This window comes from Clostridium fungisolvens (genome assembly GCF_014193895.1).
GTDB classification, from domain to species: Bacteria; Bacillota; Clostridia; order Clostridiales; family Clostridiaceae; genus Clostridium_AR; species Clostridium_AR fungisolvens.
In genome coordinates, this window is sequence record NZ_BLZR01000001.1 from 1,218,990 (window position 1) to 1,232,410 (window position 13,421).

The following is a 13,421-nucleotide window of genomic DNA, read 5'->3' on the forward strand; positions in this document are numbered from 1 at the left end:
AGTAGTTTATTACTATTAATGACCTGCATTTTGAGCAAATTGCATCATAACAGCTTGTACTTCTGCAACCTTTTCAGGCTTTAATAGAGCAATGATTTTTACAGCGGATTGCTTTACATCTTCAGGAGTGAAAGTTCCTTCTGCTTGCTTCTTGAAGTTATCAGCAAGTAATGCCTTAGCTTCTTCAACCTTGTCTTCTTGTACTCTTTCTAAAATATAGCCTAAAAATCTTTCTTGTCCCTCGTTCATAAATTAATCTCCTTTAATCATATTTATAGTAAATTACCTTGTTGAAGTTTAAGAATATTTAATGTTATTCTGATGTTTATTATAGCAGATAATAAAATTGCATTAAATATCTTTAAAATAGTTTGAAAGTTTATCTCTATCTGGAATAAAGATTTTTTTGCTTTCAACTATTATCAAATCTAGCTCTTGTAATTTTTTTAAAGCTCTAGATATAGTTTCTCTTTGGCTGCCAAACATATCAGCAAGATATGTAACTGATACGTTAAGGTTGATTAAAGTTCCTAAAGGATGAGAAACACCATAATCCTTAGAGAGCTTCCAAAGTTTTGCTGCTAATTTTTTTTCTATCTTTATAGGAGTAGTATTTTTCATCTGTCTATAAAGTCTTCTGACTTTTTTAGCTAAAGAGTTTATAACATTTTTAGTGAAAGTAAAGTTTTCTTCCATAAGTTCTATGAAAGCTTTTTTATCGTATACGAGAAGATACCCATCTTCAAAGGTCTCACAGCAGATTGAAGATTGTAAGTCATCTAAAATAACTTCATTTAAAATCTTTCCTTCTCCTAAGATAAAAATAACTTTTTTTTGTGCATTTTCGCTTAATTTATATAAAGAAAACTTGCCCTTTAAAACAATAAAAATATTGTTAACTAGATCCTTATCTAAAAAAACATGAGCATTCCTATCAAACCTTTTTACTTTTCCAAGAGTGTAAAGCTTTAATAAGAACTCGTCGTCAAGTCCTGCAAATACTTCTAAATTTTTAATGTAATCAAAGTTAAATTCAGTCATGTTATCCCTTCTTAAAGAAAATATAAATTTATTTTATCAGAGTTTAGACAAAAGATACACAGTAACATAAATTTAAATTTAGATCGTATTTAAAGAAAAACTTTATTTTTGCTATACTTTGTTGAATTTTACAATGGTTAAATTTTAAGATTAATTTAAAAATTTAGAGGGGAATTTTTTTGGTTTTGACTGCACATAATAATACCGTTCCAAAGTAGGCTTAAAAAATATATATTATCTTTCACGAAAAGCCTTAATAAAATATAAAGGAGGGAATTCCAATGGCAAATGCAAGACAAAACGTACAAACAACTTGTGATGAGTTAAATCACTGCAAACAACATCTTCAAGATGCTTTAAACACAGTTGAAAAGGATCAAAACAGACAAAAAATCCAAAGATCTCTAGATGCTGTTAACAATGCAATCAATGTAACACAAGACACACTATCAAGCTATACTGAAAGCTAGTGTACATAGATATTTAAGAGGAACCCTTGATTTTCAAGGGTTCTTTCTTTCTTTATTTATTTATAGGAAAGTATATTATAACAAGTTCTATTTTAGTAAATATACTACAATTTATATTAAGTCTAGCTTAATGTAAAAATTTCAAACAAAGTATAAACTTTTTTAGTTAAAAATTTGTCTATTAAACATTTTCCGTCTTTGGAATGATATGTTTATTAAAGAAACATTAGTAATGTCAAATTTTTGTTAAAAGATTACTTGGATTAGTAAAAGTTTTTAAGCGGATCGTGATAAAAATCACAGTCTGCTTTTGTTTTTTTTAGTAAACTAAGGATATACGGGAGGGATTTTTTATGTTTAGTGAAGAAATTAACAAAGTTGCCCAGGCGGCAAAAGGAAAAAGCGAATTATTAAAAAAGAATAAGGTTGGTTATTTATTATCATCAGCTTTTGCAGGATTGTACGTAGGATTAGGTATAATGCTTATATTTACTGTAGGTGGATTGCTATCAGCAGCAAACTCACCAGCTACAAAGATAGCAATGGGAGCATCTTTTGGTGTAGCACTTTCATTAGTTGTTTTTGCTGGATCTGAGTTATTTACAGGGAATAACTTTGTAATGACAATAGGTGCTTTAAAGAAAACCGTTTCATGGTTAGACGTTATATTAGTTTGGATTGTAAGTTTTATAGGTAATCTTGCAGGTTCAGTGTTTGGTGCATTCCTATTTTATTCTGCTGGACTAGCATCAGGGCCAGTTGGAAAGTTTGTATTAAGTGCAACTAATACTAAGATGCATTTATCAAGTCAGGAACTTTTTGTTAGAGGAATTTTATGTAATGTGTTAGTATGTCTTGCAGTTTGGTGCAGTTTTAAGATGAAAGAAGAAATAGGAAAGTTAGTTATGATCTTCTGGTGCTTATTTGTATTTATAACAGCAGGTTTTGAACATAGCATAGCAAATATGACACTTTTATCAATAGGTTTATTTGTCCCACATCAAGCTACTATAAGCTTAATTGGATTTATTCATAATTTAACATTTGTAACTTTAGGCAATATTGTTGGTGGTGCTGTAATATTGGCAATACCTTACTATTTAATTTCTAGAGAAAAATAAGGAGTGCTATTATGGGATATAAGATGACTGTAGAAAGTTATAACGAGTATTTAGAAAAGCTTTCAGAAAAGTACAAGATATTTGCGCCAAAAGTATTTGAAGGAAAAGGAAGTTATTCAGATACAGATGTGGTTAGATATGGCGAAATAAGTGATATAAGTGAAGTTGTGTTTGATAAAAAATCAGATTTTTCATATAAGGAAGTATTGCTTCCAATTACTCAAACTTTGTTCTACTTTACAGAAGATGAATGGATAGAGCCAAAGCAAGAGGAAAAAGGAGCAATAATATTCTTAAGAAGCTGTGATATGCATTCTGTAAGAAGAATTGATGATATATATTTAAGAAATGGTTTCGAAGATCCATATTATAAAGCTCTGAGAGAGAGAACAAAATTTGTTCTTATAGGATGCAGTGAAAGCTTTGAAAACTGTTTCTGCGTAAGTATGGGAACAAATAAAACTGATGAACATCAAGCTTATATAAAAGTTGAAGATGATATGGTTTATTTTGATGTTAAGGATGCTGAACTTGAGGCTATCTTAGGAGATCTTTCAAGAGAAGAAGCAGAAGTTGAAGTTGATTTTGTTACTGAAAATGGTGTAAAGGTCAACATACCAGAAAACTTAGATTTAAGTGTAATGAATTCATCTATGTGGAAAGAATACTCAGCTAGATGTATAGCTTGTGGAAGATGTAACTTTGTATGTCCTACCTGTACATGCTTTACAATGCAGGATGTATTCTACAAAGACAACAAAAAGGCTGGAGAAAGAAGAAGAGTTTGGGCTTCTTGTCATGTAGACGGATATACAAACATGGCTGGGGGACATGGCTTTAGATTAGACAAGGGTCAAAGAATGAGATTTAAGGTTCTTCATAAGGTATATGATTATAAGAAGAAGTGGGGATATAACATGTGTGTTGGTTGTGGTAGATGTGATGATATCTGTCCAGAATATATATCCTTCTCAAACTGCGTAAATAAATTAGAAAAAGGAATGGAAGAGGTGAAAGCAAATGAATAACCCATATATGCCATCAAAGTCAACGATTTTAGATATAAAAAAGCATACAGAAATAGAATATACTTTTAGGCTTTCATTTAAAGGTGATGTAAAACCAGGGCAATTCTTTGAGGTTTCTCTTCCAAAGTACGGAGAAGCTCCTATATCAGTAAGTGGAATAGGTGAAGATTATATAGAACTTACAATAAGAAGAGTTGGAGTAGTTACAGAAGAAATATTTAATTACTACGTTGGTCAACAATTATTTTTAAGAGGACCATATGGTAATGGATTTGATATAGAAAATTATAGAGGAAAAGAAGTTATAGTTGTAGCAGGTGGAACAGGACTTTCACCAGTAAAAGGAATAGTTGATTATTTCTCACAAAATCCTAGTGAAGCTAAGAAATTCACTTTAATATCAGGATTTAAGTCTCCGACTGATATGTTATTTAAAGATGATATGGAAGTTTGGAAAAACAATATAAATCATATTTTAACTGTAGATACTGCTCCAGAAGGATATGAAGGTAATGTTGGACTAGTTACTAAGTATATTCCAGAACTGCAGATTGATGATATGGAAAATGTTGAGGTTATAGTAGTTGGACCTCCAATGATGATGAAATTTACAGTAGGTGAATTTTTAAAGAGAGAAATTAAAGAAGAAAAGATCTGGATATCTCACGAAAGAAAGATGTGCTGTGGTCTTGGAAAATGTGGACATTGCAAGATCGATGACACTTATGTATGTTTAGATGGTCCTGTATTTAATTATTCAGTTGGAAAGCTTCTAAGAGATTAGAAGGAGGTAGAGATAATGGATATAAACACTAAAGCACTTAAAAAAAATGCCTTCAGAGTTACTAAGAAAAGAGGAATAACTTCATCTAGAATAAGGGTACCCGGTGGACATTTAGATTCAAAGTATTTAGCAAAGATTGGTGAGATTGCTGAAAAGTTTGGAGATGGTTCTGTTCATATAACTACAAGACAGGGATTTGAAATAACTGGAATAGATATGAAGGACATGAATGAAGTAAACTTAATGCTTCAGGACTTAATCGAAGGTTTAGAGATAAACCAAGAAGAAGAAGGAAAAGGATATCCAGCGGCTGGTACTAGAAATGTGACTTCTTGTATAGGTAATAGGGTGTGCCCATTTGCTAACTATGATACAACTGCCTTTGCTCAAAGAATTGAAAAAATGATATTCCCAGACGATCTTCACGTAAAGATAGCTTTAACAGGTTGTCCTAATGATTGCTTAAAGGTTAGACAACATGACTTTGGAATCATAGGGATGACTGAACCTCAATATGATGCTTATAGATGCATAGGCTGTCAAGCTTGTGTTACAAACTGTAAGAAGAGAGCTACTGGAGCTTTAAAATTTGAAAATTTCAAGGTTGTTAGAGATCACGACAAGTGTATAGGATGTGGTGAGTGTGTAGGTAAGTGCCCAACTGGAGCTTGGACTAGGAGCGAAGAGAAATATTATAGACTTGCTATAATGGGTAGATCAGGAAAGAAAAACCCAAGACTTGCAGAAGATTTTATAATCTGGGTCGATGAAGAAAGTATAAAGAAGATAATAATGAATACTTACGAGTACGTAAGAGAATATATAGATAAAGATGCTCCAGGCGGAAAAGAACATATTGGATATATAGTTGATAGAACTGGTTTCCAAGAGTTTAAAAAGTGGGCATTGAAGGATGTTGAGTTAGGTCCTAAGGCTATTCTTAAGGATAATGTATATTGGAGTGGAATAAGATATTAATTTTAAGGGGAGCAAACTATTGCTTCCCTTAATGCTTTGGCCAAGATACTTAATGTTACATTTTTCACTCTTTACTATTCTGTAGCAAAAGTAAGATTTCGGCAATTACTTATGTTAATGCTAGATATAAGTAGTATTAGAATTTATATAAATATGTATTACTTCAATCTGAAGAATATTTTCAAAACTTCTATGGATTTTGATAGGAGCATTAAAAGGTATAAATTTGATTATGAAGTGGTACATCAATATATAATTAAATAGGAGTAAATATGTCCACTTTGTTGAAGTATAGCTTTTATTAGGTTATACTTTTGTTGTTAAGAATTTATACAGAATTCCACTATGATAACTTGGTTACCTATAAAATTTATTAATAAAAAAATTCTTATAGGATTTTTGAGCGTATATTATTTGCCTTTTATTTTCTTTATGTAGTATTTTTTAGTGTGGAGTAATTTAATGAATAAAATTATAATCGATAAAAAGCAAAGTGATAGTTCAACATAGTGAAATGTAGTATAATAATAAGAATGTATAAATGTAAAATTTTATATTAATAAAATTATAAAAATATAAGAATATAAGAATTTACAGTAATACTGGGGCTTAAGAATATTTGGAGTGATAATTTATGAATCAGCTTATTGGATTTAAACGAAATGTATCTCTTGATATAAGAGAAAAGTTTGCCATAAGGCAAAGTAAGACAGAGCAATACCTTTGTGAACTCACTAAAAGATTCTCAGAGGTTGTTATTATAAATACTTGTAATAGAATAGAGATTTACTTTAATGCAGATAACTGCAGTAAAGCAAATATAGATTTCATATTTGATATATTTAATTGGGATAAAGATTTAAAAGAGTACATCTTTCATGATAAGGATGACAAAGTCACAGAGCATCTAATGGAGGTTGCCTGTGGCTTTCATTCTAAGATATTGGGTGAAGATCAGATACTTGGGCAAGTGAAAGATAGCTTTTTATATTCAAAGGATAGAGGGGCAGCCTCTAATGAACTAGGAAGGTTATTTCAAACTGCTATAACTTGTGGAAAACAATTTAGGACAGAAGCGAAATTATATGAGATTCCAGTCTCATCATCTTCAATAGCAGTTCATGAAGCCATAGATAGAGGCCATAAGACCTATATGGTTATAGGTTATGGAGAGATAGGAAGTCTGGCTGTAAAATATCTTTTAGGGCAAGATGTAGGTAAGATATTTTTGGTGGTTAGAACTCCTGAAAATGTGAAAGATATATTTGATCCTAGAGTTGAAGTAATTAATTTTAATAGAAAAAATGAAGTTCTGAACGAAGTTGAATGTATCATATCTTGTACGTCAGCGCCGCATCCTGTTGTAAGATATGAAGAGATTCCTAAAAAAGTAGACTTATTTATTCTCGATCTAGCAGTACCAAGAGATGTGGATAAAGAAATTAGGGATTTAGATAATGTAGAGCTTCTTGACATTGACGATATATCAAGGATTGATGATAAGAATAAAGCTTTAAGAAGAGCGCGAATGATAGATTTTAAGTATATAATAAAGGAATACTTTACTGAGTATAGTAACTGGTTGAAGATGAGAGAATTATCTCCTGTAATTTCAGCTATGAAAGAAGCGGGAAAAGAGGTTGTAAGTGATAGATATGCAAGTTATAGAAATAGAGCAAATGCTAGAAACTCTGGAGAGTTAGCAGAAGTTCTTATAAAAAGTACTTCAGATCACTATATAAATAAAGCAATTAATGTACTTAAAGAAGCAAAGTTAAAGGGATGTGAAGATCAGTGCATGGAGATAATAAGCAGGATATTCCTAAGCTAGAATATATGTTTTTATCCTTTATAAGTAGTAAGATAAGAGTTTTAATCATCGGTGGAGGAAAGGCCGCTTTGATAAAGGCCACAACTTTGATTAAGAATGGATGTAGGTTAACAATTTTAGCTGAGCATTTTGATGAAGAGATAGAAGCTTTGATTTCTACAGGAGTAGTTAATCTCATAAAAGAAAGCTATAGTGAGACGTGTTTGAAGGATAAGCATTTAATATTTATATGTATTAATGATAAAAGCACCATAGGAAGAATTATTGAGGACTGTGAGAAGCAAAGCAAGGTGTATATAAACTGCAGTGATTCTAAAAATGGTTTGGCAGTTTTGCCAATACAAAATAATAATGAGAGTTTTTCATATGCGATCCATACTAATGGTGGTAATCCTAAGATGTCTAGAAAGCTATTGAGCGAAATGAGTAAAGCTGTGGAACCTTTACAGGCCATAACAGATTTTTCAACTTCCTTAAGGATTAAGATGAAAGAAATAGGTTTTATTGATAAGACTATAATAGAATTTATTATTTCTAATGAGTACAGTTTTTTCTTTGAAAAAGGTTATGGAAAAAAAGTACTATACTTGTATTTTAGTAAAGAATATTTAGATAAATTACTTGAAGATGATTTTGTTTTATATGGAGGATATGACCATGAGTTTGATTATAGCAACTAGGAAAAGTAAGCTTGCACAGACCCAAACTGAAATAGTTATGGAGCTTCTAAAAGATAAATGTGGAGCTGAAAGTGAAAAGCTTCTAATGAGTACAGAGGGAGATAGAAGGTTAGATGTAGCACTTAATAAGATAGGGGGAAAAGGATTATTTGTAAAAGAAATAGAATATGCTTTGCTTGACGGAAAAGCTGATGCTGCAGTACACAGTATGAAGGATGTGCCTTTTGCATTAGAAGAGCCTTTCGAGATTGTAGCAATGCCTGAGCGTGAAGATCCTAGAGATGTATTTGTATCTATGAAAAATATCAGTTTTTATGATTTGAAAAAAGGAGCTAGAATAGGTACTTCTAGTATAAGAAGGAGCTCTCAACTAAGAGTCTTAAGACCAGATATTGAGATTGTTCCTATCAGGGGAAATGTTCAAACAAGACTAGATAAGATAGAAAAAGAAAATCTAGATGGAATAATTCTAGCGGCAGCAGGTTTAAGAAGGTTAGATATGGAAGATATAATAACTGACTACTTTAATGAAGAAGTGTTTCTTCCAGCAGTGGGGCAAGGGGCTCTAGGTATAGAGACCTTAAAAACAAGTGATAAAAAACATATTTTCTCCAAGCTTGATGATGCTAAAACAAGAATCACTGTAGAGGCTGAAAGAAGCTTTATGAAAGAACTTAATGGGGGATGCCATTCTCCTATAGGTGCTTATGCAAGGATTGAAAATGATGATATTTATATATTAGGTATATATGAAATTAATGATAGATTGGTAAAGAAAGATGTTCAAGGTAAAGTTGAAGAGCATATTGAGCTTGGGAAGACTTTAGCTAAAAAGATTATAAAAGAACTATAATTATCAGCTGAGTTTAAGTTTCGTGCTGAAATTAGAAAAGAGAACTACGATTGATGAGGTGGAAAAATGTCAAAAGCATATATTATCGGGGCTGGTCCAGGAGATGAAGGACTACTGACTTTAAAGGCAGTAAAGGTGATGAAGGAATGTACTGCGGTACTTTATGATAGACTTATAGGAAATAATGTATTGTCACATTTGAGTGATAGCTGTGAAGTTTACTTTTGTGGGAAAGAGCCGGGGTGTCATTATAAAACTCAAGATGAGATAAATGCTATGTTAGTAGAACTAGCTAAAAAGGGACACACTGTAGGAAGAATAAAGGGTGGAGATCCTTATGTATTTGGAAGAGGTGGTGAGGAAGTTCTAGCTTTAGAAGCTGAAAATATTCCTTTTGAAGTTATCCCTGGGGTGACTTCAGCAGTTGCTGTTATGAGTTATGCTGGAATACCAATAACTCATAGAGGGCTTTCTCAAGGTTTCCATGTGCTTACAGGTATGAGTGCAGCTACCTTAAACATTCAATGGGAGGTATTAACCAAATCACAAAATACCTTGGTATTTTTAATGGGACTAGAAAATCTAGGTGATATAGTTAGAAATCTTATAGAAAATGGAAAGCCTAAAGATACTCCATGTGGAGTTATAATGAGAGGGACCACTGCAAAGCAAAAAAAGGTGATTGGTACTTTAGAGAACATACAAGAACTAGTAAAAGCTAATAATTTGAAATCTCCTTCAATAATAGTTGTGGGAAAGGTTGTAACTTTAAGTGATAAATTAAATTGGTTTGAAAGACTGCCGCTTTTTGGAGCAAATGTCTGTGTAACCAGAACTAAAAAACAGGCTCAAAGTATGAAGGAAAAGCTAAGAAGCTTAGGTGCAGAGGTTACTGAAATACCAGCGATAAAGATAGTAAGCACCTCTGAAAATCTAAATCAATATAAAGATAATATAAGTTCCTTTGAATATATAATTCTAACTTCAGTTAATGGAGTTAATATATTCTTTGATTATTTAAGAGATAATAGTATGGATATTAGAGAAATTAAAGCTGAGTTTGCAGTTATAGGAAAAGCAACTCTTAATGCATTGAAGGAAAGAGGAATAATTGCAAATATAATGGCTGATGAATTCGTAGCTGAAGGTCTTGTAAAAGAACTGAAAAACTATAAACTTAAGGATAAAAAGATTCTTATGCCTATTTCTAAGAATTCAAGGAATGTAGTAGAAGAATTTTTAAGAGAGCAGGGAGCTATAGTTGAAAGAGTACATACATATGAAACTCAAAAGGCTGAATTTAAGAATATAGCTGCTTTTGATAATGTGAATACAATTATATTTACAAGCCCATCTACAGTAAATAATCTAGTAGATATGGTGGGAATTGATAAGGTTAAGGAAAAGTTATGTATAGCTATAGGGCCTATAACTTATAAGGCGTTAGAAGAAAAGGAAATAAAAGCAGTATTATCAGAAGCCCATAGTGAAGATGGAGCTATAGAAAAACTTACAGAAGTATGGAGTGAACGACATGAATAAGAGAAATAGAAGACTGAGAACAAGAAAAGAGATAAGGGATTTAGTTAGAGAAAACTCTTTATCTCCTATGGATTTTATATACCCAATTTTTGTGGTTGAAGGAAATAATATAAAAAAAGAGATAGAATCTATGCCGGGAAATTATCATTTCTCAGTAGATAGATTACAAGAAATAGTTGAAGAGATTAAAAAAGCCAAGGTAAGAGGTATTATGATTTTTGGAATTCCTGATGAAAAAGATTGCTGTGGATCAGAAGCTTATGCAGAGGATGGAATAGTTCAAAAAGCTGTAAGAAGAATAAAAGAATTAGATAAAAACCTATGGGTAATTACTGATGTTTGCTTATGTGAATATACAGACCATGGTCATTGTGGAATTATAGAAAACGAATATGTTAAGAATGATGAAACTTTAGACGTTTTATCTAAGGTTGCAGTATCTCATGCAAAGGCAGGAGCAGATATGGTTGCGCCTTCTGACATGATGGATGGGAGAGTAGCAGCAATAAGAGGAGCCCTAGATGAAAATAACCTTGAAAATGTAGGAATAATGGCATACAGTGCTAAGTACTGTTCAGCTTTCTATGGACCATTCAGAGAAGCTGCAAACTCAGCTCCACAATTTGGAGACAGGAAGAGTTATCAGATGGATCCTGCAAACAGCAGAGAAGCAGTAAGAGAAATGGAAAATGATATAGAAGAAGGCGCAGATATCATAATGGTTAAACCTGCTCTATCCTATTTAGACATAATAAAAATGGCGAGAGATAAATTTGATTATCCAGTAGCGGCGTATAGTGTAAGTGGTGAGTATGCTATGATTAAAGCTGGTGCAAAGCTTGGATATATAGATGAGAAAAAAATAGCATTAGAAAGTCTTCTTTCTATAAAAAGAGCAGGTGCTGATATAATAATAACTTATTATGCTCTAGAAGCATCAGCTTGGCTTAAGGAGGAATAAAAATGAATAATAGTGAAATATTTCAGTTATCACAAAAGTATATGCCTGGTGGAGTTAATTCACCAGTAAGAGCCTTTAAAGGACTAGAGATAGATCCTCCTGTAATAAAGAGAGGGGAAGGGGCTTATATCTATGATGAAAATGATAAGAAATATATAGATTTTGTTGGAGCTTGGGGACCTATGCTTTTAGGACACAAGGATGAAGATGTTATTTCATCGATGAAGGAAGCTTTAGATAACGGTCTAGCTTTTGGTGCTCCAACCTATTTAGAACTTGAATTAGCCAAATTTATGTGCGAAACCTTAGAAAATGTAGATATGGTGAGGATGGTTAACTCGGGCACTGAAGCTACTATGAGTGCTGTAAAGCTTGCTAGGGGATATACTGGAAGAGATAAGATAATAAAATTCTCAGGTTGCTATCATGGACACTTTGATGGCTTCCTAGTAAGTGCAGGTTCAGGAGTTCTTACTGGTGGTATACCTGGTAGTGCAGGAGTTCCAAAGGGAAGCATATCCAATACATTAGTTGCTGAGTACAATAATATATCTTCTGTAAAAGCTATCTTTAATGCTTTTGGTGAAGATATAGCTGCAGTTATCATAGAACCAGTGGCAGGAAACATGGGAGTAATAAAAGCTGAAGATGCTTTTATGAATGAACTTAGAGCTCTATGTGATGCAAATAGAAGCCTTTTAATATTTGATGAAGTAATGAGTGGGTTTAGAGTAGCTTACAAAGGTGCGCAATCCTTATTTGATGTAAAACCTGATTTAGTTACTTATGCGAAAATCATGGGTGGAGGAATGCCTTGTGGTGCTTATGGCGGAAGAAGAGATATAATGGAAAAATTATCTCCATCAGGTCCTATATATCAAGCAGGTACAATGTCAGGTAATCCTATAGTGATGACTGCAGGAATAGCTACTTTAAAGAAACTACATAGCAATCCTATGTATTATGAAAACATAGAAAAGTATGGAGCAATGCTAGAAAGGGAAATAAAAGACATTTTATCACAAAAGGGAATAGCTAACGTTATCAATAGATGTGGTGGAATGATGACTTTATTCTTTACTAAAAATGAAAATGTAAAAACCTATGATGATGTTAAAACTTGTGATATAGATTTATTTAATAAATATTTTACTCATATGTTGAGTGAGGGAATTTATCTTCCTCCATCACAATATGAAGCTATGTTTTTATCAGTAAAGCATGGGGATAAAGAAATACAAAGTTTTTCTGAGGCTTTAAGAAGACTTTAAAACGAGGTAGAAATGAAAAAAGGGTTGATTGTATTAAGTAATGGTACAGCAGATTTAGAGGCTTTAGATAGATATGAGCAAGTTATAGATAATATAGATACAAGTAGGTACTCTGAGGTAATTAAGGCATTTGCCTCAGATAAAATAATCGGTAAACTAAAAACTAGATATAATATTTCAAAACCTAACCTAAGAGATGGAATAGAGAAGCTTATAAAAATTGGTGTTGAAGATATAACTGTAGCAACTTTGTTTTTAATAGAGGGTAAAGAGTATGAAGAGGCTGAGAGACTAGTTAAAGAGCTTAGAGAAAAATATAGTAATTACAGTATAAATATAACTCATGCAGCTCTTATACAACAAGATAAACATAGAAGTTATGAATTTATTGATAGAATTAGTCCTATTATAAATAGAGAATATGAAATAATTTTGGTAGCGCATGGAACAAGTCATCAAGCACAGCTGAGCTATTATGAATTTCAAAAAAGTCTTAGAGATAAAGGCTATGAAAACATTCATATAGGTACAATAGAAGGAGAACCTTCTTTTGAGGATATAGTGAATCAATTAAAGAAGAGAAATATTAAAAGAATTGTACTTCAGCCGTTTCTTTTTGTTGTAGGCTTTCATGGAAAGAAAGATTTGATTACTGACAATCCTAACTCTTGGAAGAGCAGACTGATTAGGGAAGGTTTTGAGGTATTTACGTCAGATAAATCATTATCAGAGATACAGGGCGTTATTGATTTCATTATTAATAGCGAATATAAAAAAGAATATCTTTAATATAAGTTTTTCTTTTTTCATCTCATAATAAAGTTAACCGTTATAAGCTATAAACCCCACTATATATAAATC

14 protein-coding genes are annotated in these 13,421 nt (G+C 32.1%); 12 read left to right on the forward strand and 2 right to left on the reverse strand.

Annotation, left to right across the window (positions count from 1 at the left end; genetic code table 11):
* Positions 1 to 15: 15 nt before the first annotated feature.
* Entirely contained in the window at positions 16 to 249 is a 234-nt protein-coding gene (locus bsdtw1_RS04795; RefSeq protein WP_183276467.1) for a hypothetical protein, read from the reverse strand.
* 102 nt (positions 250 to 351) lie between these two features.
* Entirely contained in the window at positions 352 to 1,041 is a 690-nt protein-coding gene (locus tag bsdtw1_RS04800; protein WP_183276468.1) for a Crp/Fnr family transcriptional regulator, read from the reverse strand.
* Between the two features lie 281 nt (positions 1,042 to 1,322).
* On the opposite strand from bsdtw1_RS04800, the gene bsdtw1_RS04805 reads away from it, so the two are divergent.
* From bsdtw1_RS04805 to bsdtw1_RS04860, 12 genes are all read left to right on the forward strand, one after another.
* Complete coding sequence (locus bsdtw1_RS04805) at positions 1,323 to 1,511, forward strand: EscE/YscE/SsaE family type III secretion system needle protein co-chaperone (RefSeq protein ID WP_183276469.1); 189 nt, start codon at positions 1,323 to 1,325, stop codon at positions 1,509 to 1,511.
* Positions 1,512 to 1,864: 353 nt separating this feature from the next.
* Complete coding sequence (locus bsdtw1_RS04810; protein ID WP_183276470.1) at positions 1,865 to 2,632, forward strand: formate/nitrite transporter family protein; 768 nt, start codon at positions 1,865 to 1,867, stop codon at positions 2,630 to 2,632.
* 11 nt (positions 2,633 to 2,643) lie between these two features.
* The gene (gene asrA / locus bsdtw1_RS04815; protein ID WP_183276471.1) at positions 2,644 to 3,660 is read left to right on the forward strand and encodes an anaerobic sulfite reductase subunit AsrA; all 1,017 of its coding nucleotides are present in this window, start codon (positions 2,644 to 2,646) and stop codon (positions 3,658 to 3,660) included.
* Positions 3,653 to 4,444, forward strand: a complete 792-nt coding sequence (asrB, locus tag bsdtw1_RS04820) for an anaerobic sulfite reductase subunit AsrB (protein ID WP_183276472.1) — start codon at positions 3,653 to 3,655, stop codon at positions 4,442 to 4,444. Before asrA ends, asrB begins: the two co-directional genes overlap by 8 nt.
* 15 nt (positions 4,445 to 4,459) lie before the next feature.
* A complete protein-coding gene (gene asrC / locus bsdtw1_RS04825; protein WP_183276473.1) occupies positions 4,460 to 5,422 on the forward strand; it encodes a sulfite reductase subunit C in 963 nt (320 codons plus the stop codon).
* Between the two features lie 634 nt (positions 5,423 to 6,056).
* Entirely contained in the window at positions 6,057 to 7,253 is a 1,197-nt protein-coding gene (hemA, locus tag bsdtw1_RS04830; RefSeq protein WP_183276474.1) for a glutamyl-tRNA reductase, read from the forward strand.
* Complete coding sequence (locus bsdtw1_RS04835; RefSeq protein WP_183276475.1) at positions 7,217 to 7,933, forward strand: NAD(P)-dependent oxidoreductase; 717 nt, start codon at positions 7,217 to 7,219, stop codon at positions 7,931 to 7,933. Before hemA ends, bsdtw1_RS04835 begins: the two co-directional genes overlap by 37 nt.
* Positions 7,911 to 8,786: a hydroxymethylbilane synthase gene (gene hemC / locus bsdtw1_RS04840; protein ID WP_183276476.1), complete on the forward strand. Its 876-nt coding sequence runs from the start codon at positions 7,911 to 7,913 to the stop codon at positions 8,784 to 8,786. The genes bsdtw1_RS04835 and hemC overlap by 23 nt, the downstream gene beginning before the upstream one ends.
* A gap of 66 nt (positions 8,787 to 8,852) precedes the next feature.
* Positions 8,853 to 10,328, forward strand: coding sequence for a uroporphyrinogen-III C-methyltransferase (gene cobA, locus bsdtw1_RS04845; RefSeq protein ID WP_183276477.1), 1,476 nt, complete (start codon positions 8,853 to 8,855; stop codon positions 10,326 to 10,328).
* A complete protein-coding gene (gene hemB, locus bsdtw1_RS04850) occupies positions 10,321 to 11,289 on the forward strand; it encodes a porphobilinogen synthase (RefSeq protein ID WP_183276478.1) in 969 nt (322 codons plus the stop codon). The genes cobA and hemB overlap by 8 nt, the downstream gene beginning before the upstream one ends.
* 2 nt (positions 11,290 to 11,291) lie before the next feature.
* Entirely contained in the window at positions 11,292 to 12,560 is a 1,269-nt protein-coding gene (hemL, locus tag bsdtw1_RS04855; RefSeq protein ID WP_183276479.1) for a glutamate-1-semialdehyde 2,1-aminomutase, read from the forward strand.
* A gap of 12 nt (positions 12,561 to 12,572) precedes the next feature.
* The gene (locus bsdtw1_RS04860) at positions 12,573 to 13,349 is read left to right on the forward strand and encodes a sirohydrochlorin cobaltochelatase (protein ID WP_183276480.1); all 777 of its coding nucleotides are present in this window, start codon (positions 12,573 to 12,575) and stop codon (positions 13,347 to 13,349) included.
* Positions 13,350 to 13,421 lie beyond the last annotated feature (72 nt).

Coding starts and splice junctions, on each gene's coding strand:
- bsdtw1_RS04795 (WP_183276467.1), bottom strand. CDS start 249: ATGAACGAGGGACAAGAAAGATTTTTAGGCTATATTTTAGAAAGAGTA.
- bsdtw1_RS04800 (WP_183276468.1), bottom strand. CDS start 1,041: ATGACTGAATTTAACTTTGATTACATTAAAAATTTAGAAGTATTTGCA.
- bsdtw1_RS04805 (WP_183276469.1), top strand. CDS start 1,323: ATGGCAAATGCAAGACAAAACGTACAAACAACTTGTGATGAGTTAAAT.
- bsdtw1_RS04810 (WP_183276470.1), top strand. CDS start 1,865: ATGTTTAGTGAAGAAATTAACAAAGTTGCCCAGGCGGCAAAAGGAAAA.
- asrA (WP_183276471.1), top strand. CDS start 2,644: ATGGGATATAAGATGACTGTAGAAAGTTATAACGAGTATTTAGAAAAG.
- asrB (WP_183276472.1), top strand. CDS start 3,653: ATGAATAACCCATATATGCCATCAAAGTCAACGATTTTAGATATAAAA.
- asrC (WP_183276473.1), top strand. CDS start 4,460: ATGGATATAAACACTAAAGCACTTAAAAAAAATGCCTTCAGAGTTACT.
- hemA (WP_183276474.1), top strand. CDS start 6,057: ATGAATCAGCTTATTGGATTTAAACGAAATGTATCTCTTGATATAAGA.
- hemC (WP_183276476.1), top strand. CDS start 7,911: ATGAGTTTGATTATAGCAACTAGGAAAAGTAAGCTTGCACAGACCCAA.
- cobA (WP_183276477.1), top strand. CDS start 8,853: ATGTCAAAAGCATATATTATCGGGGCTGGTCCAGGAGATGAAGGACTA.
- hemB (WP_183276478.1), top strand. CDS start 10,321: ATGAATAAGAGAAATAGAAGACTGAGAACAAGAAAAGAGATAAGGGAT.
- hemL (WP_183276479.1), top strand. CDS start 11,292: ATGAATAATAGTGAAATATTTCAGTTATCACAAAAGTATATGCCTGGT.
- bsdtw1_RS04860 (WP_183276480.1), top strand. CDS start 12,573: ATGAAAAAAGGGTTGATTGTATTAAGTAATGGTACAGCAGATTTAGAG.